Source organism: Microbacterium sp. No. 7, assembly GCF_001314225.1.
Lineage (GTDB): Bacteria > Actinomycetota > Actinomycetes > Actinomycetales > Microbacteriaceae > Microbacterium.
The window spans coordinates 2,246,227-2,262,384 of the sequence record NZ_CP012697.1 but is presented as its reverse complement, the minus strand read 5'-3'; the positions used below and the strand labels follow the sequence as shown (position 1 = coordinate 2,262,384).

The window sequence follows — 16,158 nt, the reverse complement described above, 5'->3', positions numbered from 1 at the left end:
CGTCGGCTCAGGCGGTGCGGCGGCGGAGCGCGGACCAGACGCCTCCGGCGGTTCCGCCGTAGTCGGCGGCGATGTCCTTGAGGCGTTCGCCTGCGTGGAAGCGGCGGGTCATCTCGGCGACGTCCTCGTCGGTGTACTTGCGGCGGGGGTTGGTGGTCGAGCGGGAGACGGCGCGGCCGGGACCGAGGAGCGCGCAGAGGTAGGTGACGTCGCTGCGGAGGGCGTGGGCGAAGCGGGCGTGCCAGGCGTCGAGGGTGAGCCCGTGTGTGTCGTTGAGATAGCCGCGGAGGGTGTCGGGCGGGGTCCAGGGGTAGCCGCGGCGGTCACGGGGCGGGGTGGTGGTCTCGCTGACCTGGGCGTGGGCGTAGGCGCGGATGTCGGCGAGGGCCAGGCCGGTGCGCCGGTTGATCGCGGCGGCGCCCAGGCCGAGCACGTCGCCTGCGTGCTGCTGGGACAGCTCGTCGTAGTAGCGGAGGGCGAGGACGGTGTAGTCGCCAGGGGGCTGGGCGATGACGTAGTCGGCGATGGTGGTTTGGAGGGTGGGGTCGGTGTCGCGGACGGAGATCGCAGTGCGGACGGCGGGCGCAAGGGTGCCTTCTTCGCGGTACTGGTCGAGGTCGGCGTCGAGGGAGCGGGACAGGGCGCGCTGCTCGTAGCGTTCGACGTCGCGGGCGTAGGCGTGGATGTGCCAGCGGGCGCGTTCGACGAGGAGCGTCCAGGTGAGGCCGTGCGCTTCGACCGGGTCGGCGGGGTAGCCCTTCTCCTGCACGTAGGTGGGCCACGTGTCGGCGAGGTCAAGGAGGGCGAGGCAGGCGACCTGTTCGAGGTCATCGACCGTGGTGAGGACACCGCCGCGGGCCATCCATCCCCAGCGGATGGTGACGGTGCGCACGAGCGTGCCGTGGAACTGCGCGATCATGCGGTCGACGAGGGCGGGGTCGGCGGTCATCGTGCGCTTCGGCGGAGGTCGCGGATCTGGGTGGTGGTGACGCCGCGGATGTCGGCGGGCGTGGGGATGGTGCGGGCGATCTGCTCGGCGCGGGCCAGGGCGGTCGTGGCGGTGGGGGTGGTGCCGCGGTCCTCGGTGGCGTCGATGGCGGGGGTCGTGATGGCGTCCTGCGTGGTGATCGTCACGAGCCCGGCGGGGAAGTCCCAGGAGACGGCGGAGACGGTCGCTTCGAGGGTTTCGCCCCGGAGGTGGGCGCGGAGGGTCATGCCGGGGAGGATGTCGAGGCGGGCGCGGGCGGTGATCTGTAGGTCGCGGCCCTTGCGGTAGGCGCGGGCGAGCACGGTGGCGGCGTAGTTGCCGCTCGCGGGGGTGTAGGGGACGTCGAGGACACGCCCCTTGGTGGGGCCGTCGCAGTCGAGCCCTGCGAGGGTGGCGGTCTGCTGCCACCACTGGGCGGCGCCGGGGATGCCGAGGCGGACGAGGAGGCCGTCTGACCAGTCGCCGTCGCGGGTGATGGTCTCGTAGAGGTCGGTGATGGCCGGGTCGACGTCGGGGTCCAGGTCGGACGAGTCGTGGGAGGCGAGGGCGATGACGCGGGGGTCGCCGTGCTCGTCGAGTGAGCCGGGCGGGCGGTCGCGGTCGGCGACCCACCATGTGCCGAGGAGGTCGTAGAGGCGCAGGCCCTGCGCGTTCAGCTCGGTCTCGATGATGTCGGCGACGGTCCGGCCGGGCGGCATGTCGTGCGTGAAGCGGGAGCTGAGCTGCATGGCGCACTCGGCGGCGTCGTCGATGAGCACGTCGGGCGCGGTGCCGAACACGTACGCGAGGCCGCTGTCGACCAGGCCCGCCCAGGTGCCGGTGCTGAGGGTGAGGGGGCGGCCGGTGAGGTTGGTCTTGTCGTCGACGAGGGTCTCGCCGCCGTGCAGGGTCAGGTGGGCGGAGGTCAGGCGACGGGTGAGGCTGCGCGGCCACTGGTAGGCGTAGCCGGTGTCGGGGAACGTGTCGACCAGAGTGCCGCCGGCGGTGTAGCGGGCGATGCGCCACCGGACGGGGGCGGGGCCATGAGGGTCGATCTTGCGGGCGTCGAGGAAGGCGATCATGTCGAGGGTGAGCGCGGCGAGGGCCACGTCGGTGATCGCGTACGGCACCCGGTCCTTGTCGATCGTCGGGGTGATGCCGGTGACCGGGAGCGGGAGCCACAGCCCCGTGTCGGGGTCGAGCACGTCGGCGTCGTACTGGTAGCGGTGCGAGGCCTCGCTCACTCCAGCACTTCCTTCCAGGGGGCGCGGACGGCCCAGGAGCCGGTGAGTTCCTGGGTGATGGTGATCTGTCCTCCGGTGACGACGAAACGCCCGCCTGCCTCGGCGGGGGTGGTGGTGAGGGTGTATTCGGCGGGCGCGGCGAGGAAGTCGGCGATGTCGTGCGCGTCGGCGGAGCTGGTGCAGCGGATGAGGATGGTGCCCGCGCGCGGGCCGGGCGGCAGGAGCGTGAAGAGGTTCTTGGAGGATTCGAGGAGCTGGTGGGCGACCGATCGCGTGTCCCGCGCCGACGTCCAGGGGGCTTCGACGAACAGGCCGGTGCGGGCGGCCTCGGGGGTGGTGTGACAGGTGATGGTGCTCACGGGAGCGTCCTTCCGCCGTGGGTGACGTGGACGGTGGTGTACTTCGGTTCGGGCTGCCACCGGTCGTAATCGGACGAGTCGACGCGCACGCGGACGGTCTTCTCGGCGACCTGGCGGCGCTCGAAGGTCTCGATGTCCTGGTAGGCGGTCTGGGTCTCGGCGTTGATGACGATCTCCTTCCCGTCGGGCAGGCGCAGAACGGCGTTGCCGAGAGTGTCGGTCTCCCCGGTGGCGACGCCGTTCGCGGTCGCGAAGTCGTAGAGGGCCTTGGCGGCGTTGAGGGCCTGCTCCTGACCCATCGCCATCGCCTCGGACTGGCGTTCGAGGGCTTCCTTCCCGGCGATGACCTGCGCCTCCGACGCGCCCATCTCCCCGGTCAGCTCTTGCACGGCGCGGGTGTAGTCCTCCAGCGGTCCCTTCTCGGCGTCGCCGGTCACACGCGCCCATTCCTCGACACGCTTCGTGGCCGATTCCTGCGCGGTCCCGTACGCGGTGACGTCGCCTGCCATCGCGAGCATGGCCGTGCTGACGTCGACGCCCCAGGCGGTGGCGTTCTCGGCGGCGGTCTTGTACCGTTCGGGGTCGGTGGCGATGGCCTGCACCTCGGCGACGATGTGGGCGCTGTCGATGATGCGGCCCGCGCTGGACTCATACGCGCCCGCCCAGTCCGCGGCGGCCTGTTCCAGCTCTTCCTGCTTCTGCTTGGCCTCGTCGAGCGCTCCGACGACACCGCCCCAGCCGATCGCGGCGGCGGCGAGCCCTGCGGCTCCGACCATCCCGGCCGGGCCTGCTCCTGCCATCGTGGCCGCGAGCCCGCCGAGGGTGTCCTGCCCGACCTGCGCAAGGTCCGACATGTCACCGGAGAACGAAGAGACGGCCTCGCCGAGGTTCTGCCCGATCTCCTGCTGGAGTTCCTGGGCGCCTTCCTTGACCTTCCCGAACCCGTCACGGCCCGCATCCCCGGCCTCGCGGTACGCCTGCCGGTATTCGCGTTCGATCGCGTCGGCGGTGCGGCGGGTGTCGTCGGCGAGGCGTTCGGTCTCGTCCTGCGCGTCCTTGAGCGCCTTCTCCAGCTGCTCGGGGCCGTTGCTCTTGCCGAGGTCGCCGGTCTCCTTCGCGGCGTCCTGGAGGCTGTCGGCGAGCCGGTCGGACGCCTTCTGCGCGTCGCCTGCCTGGTCGGCGAGATCGCCGAGGGCGTCGGCGGCCTTGTCGGCGGAGCGGTCCAGGTCGTCCAGGCCACGCGCACGGCCGAGCTCGACCAGCTCGCGCTGGGCGTCTTCGAGGGGCTTGATGACGCCGGAGTCGATGCCCTGCTTGAACGCCTTGGTCTCGCTGTTGATGCCGATCGAGTACCCGGCCATGTCAGTTCCCTGCCTTCTCGATGGTCTCGGCGATGGTGCGGTACGCGGTCTGCCACCACAGCGACGCGACGCGGGGGATCGCGGCGCGCACGGTCGGGAAGAACACGTACCCCTTGCGGCGCGGCGGGCCGAACACGTTGCCCATCCGGCGCGTGTACTGCCTGCCCCGCCGGGAGCGCTGCGTGACGGTCTTCGACGGTGACATGCCGAACTCGGCGGGTCCGGCGAGCTGGGAGGCCTTCGCGCCGGAGGACACCTTGCCGACCTGGGCGGTCTTCAGGGTGATCTGCATATCGGTGACCGAGACGCGGGCGGTGTCGGTCAGGACACGGTTCTGCAGGCGGGTGCCGGTGTGCTGGGCCAGCTCGTCCTTCCACAACGGCTGCGCGACCTGCTTGGTATGGGCGCGGAGCTGCTTGCGGACCTCGGGGTCCAGGGAGCGGACCGCCTCCACGAGCACCCGCATGTCTCGGGAGACGAGGAGGCTGATCCGCCCCGACATGGCTACGGCTCCTCGGGCGTGCCGAAGATCGGCTGCCCGGTCACGCCGAGGTTCAGCGTCGCGGTGGGCACCGACCCGGCCCCGCCGCCGATCTGCGACGGCTGGAACGTCACGGTCACCGTGACCGGTGCGGCACCGGTCTGCGGCGTGTAGACGAGGGTCTTGGTCTGCCCGGCCCACTCGATCGACTTCTTCGACAGCGACGCGGCGGTCGTCCAGTCCTGCGCGAAGGTGATCTGCGCGACCCACTCCGGGGTGCCCGCGAACTGCTGCACGCCCCCGCCGATGTCCACGTGCTTGGCGGTCGGGGTGGTGGGCACGAGCGCGAACGAGGACACGCCGGAGGTGTAGTCGTCGGAGGCGATGGTGATCGTCCCGGCCTTCTGGATGTAGGCGACGTTGGTGATCGTGGGCATGGTCAAGCCTCCTCAGGCTCGGGGTCCGGCTCCGGGTCCGGCTCGGGGTTGGTGATGACGGACAGGGTGAGATCCCACCCGAAGTACTGTCCGTTCTCGGTGACGACCTTCTCGGCCGACACGAAGCGGATCTGCTCGCTCGCGTCGATCTCCTGCACGAGGGTGGTCACCGCGTCGTCGAGGGCGTCTTCGGCGTCGCCGACGCGGGTGTGCGGGGCGAACACGGACAGCACGACCTCGTGACGGAGCTGCCCGATCGAGCCTTCTTCGAGGGGTTCGATGCGGGTGTGCTTGGTCGCCACGGTGGTCTTGGTGATCACGTCCGGGAGGCGCTGCTCATCGATCCACGCCCACCCGGCGGGCACGGTCAGCTCGTCGCGGAGCCACGTTCTAACGGACACGGGGTCGTCCCTTCTTCGGTCGGATGAGCTGCTTGACGTGCCAGTCGAGGGGGTGTGGGGTGATTTGGAACGACTCGCCGTCGCCGATCCCGCCGCCCGCGTCGACCACGGACGCCCGCCACAGGTTCACGGCCTGCCGCACCTGCGCGAGCACATAGTTCGCGGGCGGGTCGCCGTCGGGCAGGGCGGGGGCGTAGGCGAGCACCTGGCCCTGAGCGACGTCAAGGAGCGTCTGGACGACGTCAGGATCGATGCCGTCCAGGTCCGGCCACAGGTCGGCCGGGACGGTCTCGGCGGTGTACCACTCGGGCATGCCTACGCCCCCTCCCGGGTCAGGCCGCGACGGTGACGGAGCGGATCGCGGCGGCGTTGTTGACCATGACCGCCCAGTAGGCGAACACGGCCGGGTCGAACGCCCCGTGGTGGGGGTCGATGCCCTCGACGCGGATCGGGGCCTCGCCGCCGAGCTCGTAGAAGGTGAGGGCTTCCTTCGCGCCGACCATGACCTTGCCGGTGCCGACCGTGCCGGGCAGGATCTTGAATCCGGCCGCGGAGCCCTCCTCCAGGCCGAAGCCCGCGTTGAGGTAGGCGAGCACGTCGTCCTTGGGCGAGAGGATGATGTCGCGCCACAGCTCGGGGGACACGACGGCGAACGCCGGGGCGTTCTCGGTCGCGATCACGCCGAGCGCGCCGTCGACGATCGCCGCGAGTCCCTTCGCGATCCCGGTCGGGACGGTGCCGGGCGCGGTCGTGGTCGCGTTGGCGATGATCGCGGCGAGGGCCTTCGCGTCGGTCTTGCGGGAGGTGTCCTCGGTCATGTGGTCGAAGTAGGACGCGATGACGCCCTGGTCGTTGAAGTCGAGGTAGCGGCGGTCGATCTTGTGGCCGCCGGCGATGCGCTGCGCATCGGTGGAGACCTGCTCGGTGTCGACCGCGCCCGAGGGGATCTCGGCGACGTTGCCCGCGTAGTCGCCGACCTCGGGCTCCTTGCCGTCGGTCCACCGCCATCCGATGACCTTGTGGCTGGTGAGGGTGGCGTGCGACAGGAGCGGCACGAATCGGCGCTGGTAGCGGCGGCGCTTCCACAGCTCGCCGACGTAGTTGGGCACCTGCACGTCCGCGCCGATGGTGACCGTCGTGGGGCCGGAGTGCTGGATGTTCGAGATCGCGAACAGGGCGTCGCCGCCCGCGTACGCCTTCACGGCATCGACGTTGCCGCTCTTGACGGCCGCGACCGCGGCGAACAGGCCGTGCGCGGTGGTCTCGTCCTTCTTCGGGTTCGCCGGGGCGTTCAGGCCGACCGGCACGACAGCGGGTGCTGCGCTCATGTTCACTTCCTTCGGTTCGGCCTCGGACGCGATGTCCTCGGCGGTTTCCTCGACGGCGGTCGCCGCTTCGGCAGGGGTGGCATCGGGCAGGGCGTTCATCGCCTCGGCGACGGCATCGGCCACGATGGTCTTCAGGTCCGCGATCTGGGCGGGGGTGGCGTCCTCGATCGGGTCGAGGGCGGCGAACAGCGCCGCGGAGGCGAACGCGCCCTGCGGGACGACCGCTGCGCCCCTCAGGGCAGCGGAGACGGCGTCCGCGCCCCGACGGACGAGGCTGCGCAGTTCGGCGCTCAGGCGCGGCCTTGGGCTCTGCTGCGCCCGCTCCAGGAGCGCGTCGCCCTCGGGGGTGCGGGCGATCTCGAACTCGGCCACGATGCCCGCCTCGGTCTCCTCGATCGCCACGGCACGCCCGCGCACGTCGGGGATGAGGTTGTCGGGGCCGGGGTGGCCGTCGCTGAGCGACACGACCGACGGGTCGGCGGGGAGGGTGACCACGCCCGCGGAGAACATGACCGGCTCGGTGCCGGACACGGAGGGGCTGGACAGCTCGCCGAAAGGGAGCAGGAGGCCACGGATGCGGCGGGCGGCCACGTCCACGGCGAAGAAGGCATCGGTCATGGTCAGTCGTTCCTCGGTTCGGTGACGGGTTCCTGCTCGACGCTGACCAGCGCGGAGCGGTCGAAACGGATCACGCGGCCCTTCCCGCTCACGTCGTCCAGCGACAGGCGCGCCTCGATCGGGTCGGTCCACGCGGGGATGGTGTAGGTCGCGAACTCGTTCTGCTTGCCCTGCGTCGTCGAGTACGTCAGCGACGCGGTCGACATCGAGCCGTCCAGGAGCGCGGCGGGCATGTTCAGCAGGCGGGCGATGTCCAGCACCGCCGCGTTGCGGCCCTCCACGAACAGGTCCGCGGTCGTGGTGCCGTGCGTTCGGACCTCGATGTTGTGCGGCGTGTACCCGACGGCACCGTTGGGCGAGAGGCGGGCGGCGGCCCACTCGTCGATCAAGCGGCCGATCTCGTCGTCCTCGGCGTCATCGTCCCCATCGGTCAGGGGGTCGTCGCTGGTCTGGTGCAGCTCGACGAGCGGGATCGGGTTCTGCGCCCGCCCGGTCCAGGACCGCTCCAACGCCCGGTACCCCTTGATCGTCGTCGCCCCGGTCGCGAGGATGCCACCGGACCCGTTGCCAGGGAACACGACGATCTCCTCCGCCGACACCACGTTCCCGTCAACGGTGACCACGCCGGTGTAGTCATCGATCGCCCACCGCTCGTACGGGATGCGCACAGCGTCGACGATCGTCCCGCCGCTGTCGCGCTTGACCGTCCACGCCGACCAGTCGTAGAAGATCAGGTCGTCGATCGTCGCGGCCATCCGGTGCCACGGGCTGATCCCTGACGCCGAGTTATGCAACCAGTCCGGCGTGACCTCGGCCCCGCCCTCGAACTCACGCAGAGGCATGCCCGCGACCGTGCCGACGAGGATGTCCCGGCCACGCTTGAGCGGCGGGATCATGAGCGCACCCTCACGGGTGACCTCGGCGATCTCCCCGGCGAAGAACTCGCTGAACACGACGCGGCTGATCTGCGATGTCGAGCCCGCGAGCGGCGACACCAACGGCGCGGTCAACGCCGGACCGCCGAGGGTGCGTTCGGTCACGCGCACCGAGCGCATGAGCCTGTCGAGGAGTGCCACGGGGCCAGGATCGGCCCGGTTTCACAGATTCCGAAGCCCGCCCCGCTCCCGGTGAACAGAGTATGCGGGCCGCCGCGCGCCGAGGGGCGGGGCGGGCTTCGGGGCCTAGCTTGCGACGGGGTTCACAGATTCCGAAACCCGGCGCGCCCCGTCGTGGTGGGCCAGGGCGTTCGACGCCTGGCGGGCGCCGGGATGGACGCGCTGCTCGTGATCGCGCGCGGCGGCCCACCCGTCCCGCCGCGTGAAGCGGAACGCGAACCACTCCGGGCATTCGGTGCAGACAACGACCGCGCCCGTCTCGGCGGAGTAGTCGACTCGGAGCGTCATGATGCGACCCTTCCGCGCGCGCGACGCTTCGGCTTCGTGGTGTCGTAGTGCAGCAGCGCCATCGCCCACGCCTCGGCGGGGGTGATGTCGTCGTCGGGCTGCTTCGGGTGCCGCCCCAGGAGCCACCCGCGGTCCCCGGCCTTGCGGCGGACCGCCTTGTGGATCGCCTCGTTCAGCTCGACCTGCCGGGACCAGTGCCGCACGTTCTCCCGGTCGACCTCATCGACGATCAGACTCGCGGCCCGCTTGACGTCGGGGAACCGATACGGCTCGAACTTCACCCGCACGCTGCGGTTTCCATCGACCTTCTCGCGGATGAGCTGCGCGACCTGGTTCCCGCCGTCGTAGACCACCGGCACCCGGTACTTCCGCCACAACCGCGCGAGCGCTGGCGCCGCCCCGTCGATCCCCTGAATGCGGTCCAGGAGCAACGCGACCGCGCGGCCGTCCTCGTCACGCCACGCCGCCACGATCGACACGGCGAGCTGGTCGGGGTGCGGGGCGAACGCGAGCGACCATCGCTCGGGCGGGGTCACGACGGACGGGTCGTCGTCGGTGCCACCGCGTGCCCACTTCAGCGGATCGAACAGCGCCGTCGCGCCGCCCTCGTCGCCGAACAGGCCGCCGTACTCGCGCAGGAACACCTCGCGCGGCAGGGTCTCGTAGTTCCCGCGCACCTGCTCGGCCGTCGTCAGCGTCCCGATGCCAGGATGCGCGGCGAGAATCGACGCCTCGATCGCCTCCCACGTGTGCACGTCCTCGTCCTGCACGTCGTCGGGCAGGGCGTACTCCACGATGCCCGCACGGCCCTTGCGGCCCAGCTCCAGCCAGTCCCACAGCAGGTTCCCGCCGCGGTACTTGCCCGCCGTGCCCGCCGCGACGATCTGCGCCCCCGGCCGGGTGTCCAGCGTCGGCAGCGCCGCCGCGAGGGTGTCTTCCACCTTCTGCCGGTCCGCCTCCCCGGCCTCGTCGAGGACGATCAGGTCGAACGCCTCGCCGCGCAGGTCGTCGATGGTCGACAGCCACGCCACCGAGCCGCCCGACTCCTCGAACAGCACACGCTCCTGACCCGCCGCGCGCACCACGTGGTAGCCCTCCACGCCCGAGCGCTCCAGCGCGGGCACGACATCCTTGAGGAACCGGGACCGGCCCGCCTTGCCGGTCGTCATCGTCAGCACGCCGACCCGGTAGTCCTCCCGCGCCTCGGCACGGCCCAGCCCGGTCGCGATGAGCGTTGTCGACTTCGCCGACCGGCGGGGGAGCAGGACGGCGTTGCGCGACGCGCCCGCCGCCAGCGCGTCCACAACCACGAGCTGCTGAGCCTTCGGCTCCCGATTTTGCATCGCCCGGTCACCGTAGAACCGCAGCATCGTCGCGCCACGCAGGAACTCGTGGCGGTCCTCAGCCGTCGTGACCAGCTCGGACACGCACCGCGGCGCCAGAGCGCGCGCACGCAGGGCCAGCCACCCGCCGCGGTCAGACAAAGACGCGACTGTGTGAGCCGTAGCGGGGGGCGTAGCGACCTCGCTCAAAAGATGGTCGTGCGGGTCGTTGGTGGTCACCACGACGGCAGTCCTCTCGATCGGCGCGACGTTCCTCGCGTGTTGTTCGTCCTCATTGCCCCGAGCCGCCCCCCGGCACGGCGGTTCTCGCCCCGATGCTGCGGGCCGAGGTTGCCTAGCTCGTGGGCGCCGCCACGGGAGGCGTCGACGCGGTGACCAACGTCGAACCGTTGTCCCGGCTGTATCGCCCGCCCGCACCCGATGCAGGCCACCGCCTCCCCGCGTGCATGCGCGGCGTTCACGTTCTTGCGTACGATCCGGGCGTTGCGCTGGTACACCGGGTCGCGGTGGGCGGCGGTCACAGTGTCCAGCCGTTCGCGTCGTCGCCGCCGAAGAGGGGTTCGCGGTCGAGGGCTACGACGTACGTGCGCCTCGGGGGCCTCCGCTTGCCGAGGGGGGCGATCGCGAGATGGGCGGTCGCTCGGCGTTCGGCGGCGCGCTCGGCGTCGTACCGGCGGTGGCATGGCCGACACATGGGCACGTAGGCGTCGAGGTCCGTGCTGAATGTCACGCGGCGACCCTCGGAGTTCTGGCCCGTGGCGAGGCTTGAGTCTTCAGCGATGCACGCCCAGTCGCGGGCCCGGCGACCGCAGTGTACGCACGCGCGTGCGGATGCCGGACCCCGCGTTCGGTGCAGCCGATGGTGCGTGGTGCTATAGCTGCTCACGCGCCCTCCTCGTCACAGTCGCAGGGCGCACGCTTCGCGCGGAGGTACGCGCTGCCTGCGGCGACAACGTGACGCATGCCGTCGGGCCCCGTGAGTTCGAGCCATGCGGCGAGAGCGGTGTCGATCTCGACGAATGCGGCGGCGGCGGCGTGTGTCCAGTCCTCGCGGATCACGATGCGACCTCACTCGGTGCGGCCCACTCTCCTGGCCTTCCGGCGATTCGCGTTGACCACCCGGCGCCGACCTCGCGACGGGCTCGGGCGAGGTCGTCGGAGAGGCGGTCGGGCAAATGCGCGCGCGCGTACTGTGGTTGCGCTGGGACGTCCGCATGTCGCGGTGGTGGCGTGGCTGGGTCGCCCCCTCCGCCCCATCCGGGGGAACCTCCACGCCTGACGGCGCGGAGGAGCGCGATTCGCCTTCTTGATCTCTGCTTTCGTCTTCAGCGGCGCGTAGCGCCTGCGAGCCGGAGGGCCGGGCAGGCCCGGAGCGAGCCAAGCTCGGCAGACCCGGTTCCGTGAGTCTCTTATTACTCTTGTGACGCTGCGTCACATCTGGATCGGATTTCAGATGCCCCCGCTGCGTCACATCTGGATTCGCTTGTAGGTGTGACGTAGCGTCACATCTGACGGGCGTCAGCTTGGCGTCGACGTTGCGATGCAGGTGTGACGTGGCGTCGCATCTGACGGTGATCTCGATGAGAGCGGCTTTATGCTGACGCCCAGGCTCGACGATACGGATGATGCTTCGCTTAGCGAGCCGATGAATGATGCTCCCGATACGTTCCCGCGAGATGCCAGTGCCGTCCGCGATGGTCTGCTGGGATACTCGGATGCCCTTGCTTCCGTCGTACGAGGCGAGCGCCATGAGCACGATCGCCTCGGGCGGCTTCAGGTCAAGGCTCTTCATGCCGCCACGCAGCACGCACAGCTCTCTGATGCGTGGCATCAGTCGTGAGCCTGCAGCAGGTCGTCGAGCCTTGCCGCGGCGTACTGCAGCGCCGCCTTCGCGAGATCGTCGAACAGCTCGGGGCTGGGGGCGGGCGCGTCCAGGTGGGCGAGTCCGTAGGCGCCCGCGGCCGTGCGCAGGTCGTCCTCGGCCGAGGCGAGCGTCACGTCGCGGGCCAGGCGGTTCGCGATCCACCCGAAGTTCGATGCACTCATCGGGCACCTCCACGGAGGAGCGCGGCGAGCCTATCCCGCTGCCGATCGGTCAGCGGCGGGGCTGTGGCGACGACGCGATCGACGTGGCGGCGAAGCTCGACCTCCGCTGTCGGGCGGTGGTCGGTGCCGCGGCTCATCGCGTGTCTCCGCGGACGGCGGCGGCGAGCCGATCACGCTGCTCGGACGTGAGCGGCGGCAGGTCACGCAGGATCGCACGCGCGGACGCGGCGATCTTCGCTTCTGCAAGATCGAACCGCCGGGCGGCGATGACGTCGGGCGAGCGCTTGTAGCGGTAAGCGAGGGCCAATGCCGACCGCGCGGCGGTCGGTGTGAGTAGAGCAGCCATGTGACGGCCTCCGGTGCGAGGTGACGCACTCGGGCGAGCGCGCCACGGCCGTTCCATCCCGTTCGCCGTGCCTGGGGGCTGCCCGTGAGCGCCGTCCGGCACGGCTCACGCCTCGGGCGGGCCGTCGTCAGCGTCGAGGTCGCGAGCCTCGCGTCGGGCGGACCCGAGCGCCGTGCTTGTTTTTGCTTGATCAGCAGCCTAGCACGAACGCGCTGAATTATACCGTTGACCTGGGCTTTATGCCTACAGTATAGGCATCGCGCAGTGTCTAGGTCATGACAACCAGTCGATCACCACGCTCTCGGGCCGGAACGTGCGCGTCCCTCGCCCGACCGGGTGAACGACCACGCGCGCCAGCTCGCGGATGATCTCGCGCCGCCGGTCGGTCGAGTAGCCGTCCCAGACCTCGCGCACGTCGTCGGCGGCGATCAGCTCGCCGAGCTTGTCGACCTTCCCCGCGTCGGCGAGCGCCACGTCCAGCTCGGCGAGCCGGGCATTGGCGCGTTCGGTCCCGGCGAGCATCTGCGCGCGGCTGAGCAGGCCGTCCGCGAAGTCGGCGGCCAGCGCGGCGAGCCGTTCCCGGATCGCGACTGCCTCGATGTGCAGCGCGGTCGTGTCGACCGTCGACGGCGCCGCGAGAAGCTGGCGGGCGTCCGGACGCGCGAGCCTCGCCACGATCACGGCCTCGACGAACTCGTCGATCGGGTCCGCCTTGCGGGAGATGTGCCCGAGCGAGCCGCGGCACCGGTACGTGCGCAGGCGCTGCGCAGTGTTGGCACCGCCGTGGACGGTCGCCTCGCACCCGGCGACCCCGCATACGGCCAGGCCGGTGAGCAGGGCCTGCGGGCGGCGTCCGGGCTTCCGGCGCGAGGGGTCGGAGAGGATGGCCTGGACGCCCTGATATGTCGCGTCGTCGACGATCGCGGGCCACTTGGCGGGCGTCGACATGATCTCGCCGCGGTAGCGCACGAGCCCGACGTAGCGGGGGTTGGTGAGCACGAGCCGGACGCTCTGGGCGGTCCACGGTGAGGGCTCGCCCGCGTGACCGCTGCGCGCCTGGCGCTGCTGGCCGGTGACGAAGCCCTGTTCGTTCCACGACCGCGCCACCGCCGCGAGCGGGATGCCGGTCAGGATGTCCCGGAAGCCCTGGCGCACGGCGTCCGCCTCGGCGGGGCGCACGGTCACGCCGTCGGCCTCGAACCCGAACGGGCGGCGCCCGCCGACCCAATGACCGGCGGCGGCACGGTGGGAGTTCGCGCGCACCTGTCGCTCCGACTTCCGGCGCACCTCGAACCGTGCCACCGAGGCCAGCACCGACGCCCGCAACTCACCGTCCGCGCTGGCCAGGTCGATCTCTCCGTCGACCGTCACGAGGGCCAGGCCGTGGTCGATGAGCGTGTTCAGGTCGCGAGTCGAACGGGCGATGCGATCGAGATCCACGGCGACCACGACGTCGAGGCGGTCGGCCATCGCGAGCATGCGGCCCCACGCGGTCGCGGCCCCACGCGGTTTGCTCGCCGAGATGTCGTTGTCCGTGAACGTCGCGGCGACCGTCCAGCCGCGGGCGGCGGCGAGGGAGCGCGTGCGCTCCTCCTGGCGGTCGATCCCCTCGTCGTCAGCCTTGGACTGGCGGAGGTATAGGGCGGCGCGTTTCGTCATGTAACTAACGCTATAAGCTTATGCTGCGCGTCGCCTGGTCGGTGTGCGACCTCGCGGGGCGGGAACGCCTGTCGGCCGACGACATCGGACGTGCCCTGTACCTGAAGCGAGGAGTGGCCGCATGAGCGCGTTCGACCTGTCGCCCGACGACGCCCGCGCGGCCGTCGACGGCCTCACGGACGCCGACGTCGATCCCGCGGAGGTGGTCGCGCGCGCCGCATGGAGCGCGCTGGCCGAGCCCGGCGACGGCGTCGCCGGGCTGCTCGTCGGCCGCCTCGGCGCGGCCGCCGCGCTGCGGGCCGCGCTGACCGACCGGATCCCCGCGCTCGACGAGCTCGACCCGCGCGACGGCGTCGCCGCGCGCGCGAGATGGATGCCGCGGGCCGCCGACGCCGCCGAGGCGCTGCGGGCCGGACGGCGGGCCGGCGCGCGCATCGTGGTGCCCGGCGACCCGCTCTGGCCGGCGCGCGCCGACGATCTGGGGCCGCACGCCCCGCTCTGCCTGTGGACGGTCGGGGATCCCGCGGTCCTCTCGGCGCCCGCGGTCGCGATCGTCGGTGCGCGCGCCGCGACGGCGTACGGCGAGCACGTCGCGATGGAGCTCGGCGCCGAGCTCGCCGCCCGAGGGCTCACGGTGATCTCGGGCGGCGCGTACGGCATCGACGGCGCGGCGCACCGTGCCGCGCTCGGTGCCGGCGGGGCGACCGCCGCGCTCATGGCCGGCGGCGTCGACCGGCTCTACCCGCAGGGGCACCTCTCGCTGTTCTCGCGCATCGTCGAGGCGGGCGTCGTCGCGAGCGAGCTGCCGTGCGGATCGGCGCCGACAAAGTGGCGCTTCCTCTCGCGCAACCGGCTCATCGCCGCCCTGAGCGATGCGACGATCGTCGTGGAGGCCGGCGCGCGCAGCGGCTCGATCAACACGGCGCACCACGCGGCGACGATCGGACGGCCGCTCGGCGCGGTGCCGGGCCCCGTGACGAGCGCGACCTCGGCGGGCTGCCACCGGCTCATGCGCGAGGCGGGCGCGGTCTGCGTCACCTCCGCCGACGACGTGCGCGATCTCATGGGGCTCCTCGACGACGGCGCCCTGATCCCGGTCGAGGCCTGCACCGCCGGGGGAGTGCGCGTGCTCGACGCGCTGAGCGCGCGGGTCGCGCGGCTGCCCGAGGACATCGCCCGGCGCAGCGGGCTGTCGGTCGACGAGACGACCGCCGTCCTCGGCGTGCTGGAGCTCGACGGCCGCGCCCAGCGCCTGGCCCACGGGTGGAAGCGGGCGGGCTGAGCGCGGCGGCGGGACCCTCGCTCGCGGGGACCCGGGCGTCGTCGTCTCCTCCGATCGTTTGACACGGCCGCGACGGTGTGCGCGCACGGGGCCGCGCACTACCCTGGGAGCATGGCGACGACGACCTACTGCGGACCGATCGACGTGCTCGTCGTGTCGGTCTCCGACCCGGAGCACCTGCGCGCGGGCGTGGGGGCGCTCCTCGACCGCGTGACGGCCGGGCTCATCGAGATCCTCGATGTCGAGCTGATCGCGCTCGGCGACGACGGCGGCGCCCGGCGCATGCCGATGGACGAGGTGCCGGCCGGCGGGGCGCTGGCCGCGTTCGCGGGCGCCGAGACCGACATCCTCGCTCCCGAGGACCTCGACGCGATCGCCGACGCGCTCCAGCCGGGCGACTCCGCGCTCGCGGTCGTCTACGAGGAGCGCAGCATGGCCGCGGTCGTCGAGGAGTGGACCGGCGCGGGAGCCCGGCTGCTGTGGTCGAACGCCGTGGAGATCGACGAGATCGCACGACAGATCGAGGAGGACTGATGGGACTGCTCCGTACCGCCGCTCGCGCGGCCGTGGCGACGCGCGTCGTGGGCAGCGTCCACCGGCGTCAGCAGCAGCAGTGGGCCGCGCAGGACGCGATGGCGCAGCAGGCGGCGCAGGCCGCTCAGCCGGTCGCCCCCGCGCCGGTCGCGGCCGCGGCGCCCGCCCCTGAACCGGTCGCCCCTGTGCCGCCCGCCCCTGCCGCGAGCACTCCCGCTCCCTCCCTGCTCGATCAGCTGACGCAGCTGGGAGCCCTGCGCGACAGCGGGGTGCTCACCGAGCAGGAGTTCGCGGCGCAGAAGCAGCGCATTCTCGCGGGCGGCTGACGCGCCCTCACCGGTGCAGAGAG

General features: G+C 71.7%; 21 protein-coding genes. 4 read left to right on the top strand and 17 right to left on the bottom strand.

Going from position 1 to position 16,158, the window contains the following annotated elements:
* Positions 1-7: 7 nt before the first annotated feature.
* The 14 genes from AOA12_RS10385 to AOA12_RS23845 all read right to left on the bottom strand — a co-directional run bounded on the left by AOA12_RS10385 (position 8) and on the right by AOA12_RS23845 (position 11,001).
* Positions 8-949 carry a sigma-70 family RNA polymerase sigma factor gene (locus AOA12_RS10385; protein WP_054682508.1) on the bottom strand — a complete coding sequence of 314 codons (942 nt, stop codon included), beginning with the start codon at positions 947-949 and terminating at the stop codon, positions 8-10.
* On the bottom strand, positions 946-2,211 hold the full coding sequence (locus AOA12_RS10380; protein WP_054682507.1) for a hypothetical protein: 1,266 nt from the start codon (positions 2,209-2,211) through the stop codon (positions 946-948). The genes AOA12_RS10385 and AOA12_RS10380 overlap by 4 nt, the downstream gene beginning before the upstream one ends.
* Positions 2,208-2,570, bottom strand: a complete 363-nt coding sequence (locus AOA12_RS23105) for a hypothetical protein (RefSeq protein WP_054682506.1) — start codon at positions 2,568-2,570, stop codon at positions 2,208-2,210. Before AOA12_RS23105 ends, AOA12_RS10380 begins: the two co-directional genes overlap by 4 nt.
* Positions 2,567-3,931, bottom strand: coding sequence for a hypothetical protein (locus tag AOA12_RS10370; protein ID WP_054682505.1), 1,365 nt, complete (start codon positions 3,929-3,931; stop codon positions 2,567-2,569). Before AOA12_RS10370 ends, AOA12_RS23105 begins: the two co-directional genes overlap by 4 nt.
* Before the next feature lies 1 nt (position 3,932).
* Positions 3,933-4,433, bottom strand: coding sequence for a hypothetical protein (locus tag AOA12_RS10365; protein WP_054682504.1), 501 nt, complete (start codon positions 4,431-4,433; stop codon positions 3,933-3,935).
* A 2-nt stretch (positions 4,434-4,435) separates the two neighbouring features.
* Positions 4,436-4,849, bottom strand: coding sequence for a hypothetical protein (locus AOA12_RS10360; protein ID WP_054682503.1), 414 nt, complete (start codon positions 4,847-4,849; stop codon positions 4,436-4,438).
* A gap of 2 nt (positions 4,850-4,851) precedes the next feature.
* The gene (locus AOA12_RS10355) at positions 4,852-5,250 is read right to left on the bottom strand and encodes a hypothetical protein (protein ID WP_156366459.1); all 399 of its coding nucleotides are present in this window, start codon (positions 5,248-5,250) and stop codon (positions 4,852-4,854) included.
* Positions 5,240-5,563: a hypothetical protein gene (locus AOA12_RS10350; RefSeq protein WP_054682501.1), complete on the bottom strand. Its 324-nt coding sequence runs from the start codon at positions 5,561-5,563 to the stop codon at positions 5,240-5,242. Before AOA12_RS10350 ends, AOA12_RS10355 begins: the two co-directional genes overlap by 11 nt.
* A gap of 19 nt (positions 5,564-5,582) precedes the next feature.
* Positions 5,583-7,196 (bottom strand): phage major capsid protein, encoded by a 1,614-nt coding sequence (locus tag AOA12_RS10345; protein WP_054682500.1) that lies wholly within the window; start codon positions 7,194-7,196, stop codon positions 5,583-5,585.
* A gap of 2 nt (positions 7,197-7,198) precedes the next feature.
* Positions 7,199-8,272, bottom strand: coding sequence for a phage portal protein (locus AOA12_RS10340; protein WP_054682499.1), 1,074 nt, complete (start codon positions 8,270-8,272; stop codon positions 7,199-7,201).
* Between the two features lie 105 nt (positions 8,273-8,377).
* Positions 8,378-8,599 carry a hypothetical protein gene (locus tag AOA12_RS10335; protein ID WP_054682498.1) on the bottom strand — a complete coding sequence of 74 codons (222 nt, stop codon included), beginning with the start codon at positions 8,597-8,599 and terminating at the stop codon, positions 8,378-8,380.
* Positions 8,596-10,026 (bottom strand): hypothetical protein, encoded by a 1,431-nt coding sequence (locus AOA12_RS10330; protein WP_054682497.1) that lies wholly within the window; start codon positions 10,024-10,026, stop codon positions 8,596-8,598. Before AOA12_RS10330 ends, AOA12_RS10335 begins: the two co-directional genes overlap by 4 nt.
* A 433-nt stretch (positions 10,027-10,459) precedes the next feature.
* Positions 10,460-10,672: a hypothetical protein gene (locus AOA12_RS10325; RefSeq protein ID WP_054682496.1), complete on the bottom strand. Its 213-nt coding sequence runs from the start codon at positions 10,670-10,672 to the stop codon at positions 10,460-10,462.
* 152 nt (positions 10,673-10,824) lie between these two features.
* Entirely contained in the window at positions 10,825-11,001 is a 177-nt protein-coding gene (locus tag AOA12_RS23845) for a hypothetical protein (RefSeq protein ID WP_231637223.1), read from the bottom strand.
* 535 nt (positions 11,002-11,536) lie between these two features.
* Between AOA12_RS23845 and AOA12_RS23840 the strand changes: the two genes are divergently transcribed.
* Positions 11,537-11,782, top strand: coding sequence for a hypothetical protein (locus AOA12_RS23840; RefSeq protein ID WP_231637222.1), 246 nt, complete (start codon positions 11,537-11,539; stop codon positions 11,780-11,782).
* On the opposite strand, the gene AOA12_RS10320 is transcribed toward AOA12_RS23840, so the two are convergent.
* The 3 genes from AOA12_RS10320 to AOA12_RS10315 form a co-directional block, all read right to left on the bottom strand.
* Positions 11,773-11,988: a hypothetical protein gene (locus AOA12_RS10320; protein ID WP_054682495.1), complete on the bottom strand. Its 216-nt coding sequence runs from the start codon at positions 11,986-11,988 to the stop codon at positions 11,773-11,775. The two genes, AOA12_RS23840 and AOA12_RS10320, sit on opposite strands and share 10 nt — an antisense overlap.
* Before the next feature lie 133 nt (positions 11,989-12,121).
* Positions 12,122-12,334, bottom strand: coding sequence for a hypothetical protein (locus AOA12_RS23100; RefSeq protein ID WP_156366458.1), 213 nt, complete (start codon positions 12,332-12,334; stop codon positions 12,122-12,124).
* A 273-nt stretch (positions 12,335-12,607) separates the two neighbouring features.
* Positions 12,608-13,993, bottom strand: coding sequence for a recombinase family protein (locus AOA12_RS10315; RefSeq protein WP_054682494.1), 1,386 nt, complete (start codon positions 13,991-13,993; stop codon positions 12,608-12,610).
* A 121-nt stretch (positions 13,994-14,114) separates the two neighbouring features.
* Here AOA12_RS10315 and dprA point away from each other — a divergent pair, with 121 nt between their 5' ends.
* The 3 genes from dprA (at position 14,115) to AOA12_RS10300 (ending at position 16,135) form a co-directional block, all read left to right on the top strand.
* On the top strand, positions 14,115-15,275 hold the full coding sequence (gene dprA / locus AOA12_RS10310; protein WP_054682493.1) for a DNA-processing protein DprA: 1,161 nt from the start codon (positions 14,115-14,117) through the stop codon (positions 15,273-15,275).
* 111 nt (positions 15,276-15,386) lie between these two features.
* The gene (locus tag AOA12_RS10305; protein WP_054682492.1) at positions 15,387-15,809 is read left to right on the top strand and encodes a DUF6325 family protein; all 423 of its coding nucleotides are present in this window, start codon (positions 15,387-15,389) and stop codon (positions 15,807-15,809) included.
* Positions 15,809-16,135: an SHOCT domain-containing protein gene (locus AOA12_RS10300; RefSeq protein ID WP_054682491.1), complete on the top strand. Its 327-nt coding sequence runs from the start codon at positions 15,809-15,811 to the stop codon at positions 16,133-16,135. The genes AOA12_RS10305 and AOA12_RS10300 overlap by 1 nt, the downstream gene beginning before the upstream one ends.
* Positions 16,136-16,158 lie beyond the last annotated feature (23 nt).

Excerpts from the sequence above, each read along its gene's own strand:
- AOA12_RS10385 (WP_054682508.1), bottom strand. The coding sequence starts at position 949 with ATGACCGCCGACCCCGCCCTCGTCGACCGCATGATCGCGCAGTTCCAC.
- AOA12_RS10370 (WP_054682505.1), bottom strand. The coding sequence starts at position 3,931 with ATGGCCGGGTACTCGATCGGCATCAACAGCGAGACCAAGGCGTTCAAG.
- AOA12_RS10365 (WP_054682504.1), bottom strand. The coding sequence starts at position 4,433 with ATGTCGGGGCGGATCAGCCTCCTCGTCTCCCGAGACATGCGGGTGCTC.
- AOA12_RS10360 (WP_054682503.1), bottom strand. The coding sequence starts at position 4,849 with ATGCCCACGATCACCAACGTCGCCTACATCCAGAAGGCCGGGACGATC.
- AOA12_RS10350 (WP_054682501.1), bottom strand. The coding sequence starts at position 5,563 with ATGCCCGAGTGGTACACCGCCGAGACCGTCCCGGCCGACCTGTGGCCG.
- AOA12_RS10345 (WP_054682500.1), bottom strand. The coding sequence starts at position 7,196 with ATGACCGATGCCTTCTTCGCCGTGGACGTGGCCGCCCGCCGCATCCGT.
- AOA12_RS10335 (WP_054682498.1), bottom strand. The coding sequence starts at position 8,599 with ATGACGCTCCGAGTCGACTACTCCGCCGAGACGGGCGCGGTCGTTGTC.
- AOA12_RS23840 (WP_231637222.1), top strand. The coding sequence starts at position 11,537 with ATGCTGACGCCCAGGCTCGACGATACGGATGATGCTTCGCTTAGCGAG.
- AOA12_RS10320 (WP_054682495.1), bottom strand. The coding sequence starts at position 11,988 with ATGAGTGCATCGAACTTCGGGTGGATCGCGAACCGCCTGGCCCGCGAC.
- AOA12_RS23100 (WP_156366458.1), bottom strand. The coding sequence starts at position 12,334 with ATGGCTGCTCTACTCACACCGACCGCCGCGCGGTCGGCATTGGCCCTC.
- AOA12_RS10315 (WP_054682494.1), bottom strand. The coding sequence starts at position 13,993 with ATGACGAAACGCGCCGCCCTATACCTCCGCCAGTCCAAGGCTGACGAC.
- dprA (WP_054682493.1), top strand. The coding sequence starts at position 14,115 with ATGAGCGCGTTCGACCTGTCGCCCGACGACGCCCGCGCGGCCGTCGAC.
- AOA12_RS10305 (WP_054682492.1), top strand. The coding sequence starts at position 15,387 with ATGGCGACGACGACCTACTGCGGACCGATCGACGTGCTCGTCGTGTCG.
- AOA12_RS10300 (WP_054682491.1), top strand. The coding sequence starts at position 15,809 with ATGGGACTGCTCCGTACCGCCGCTCGCGCGGCCGTGGCGACGCGCGTC.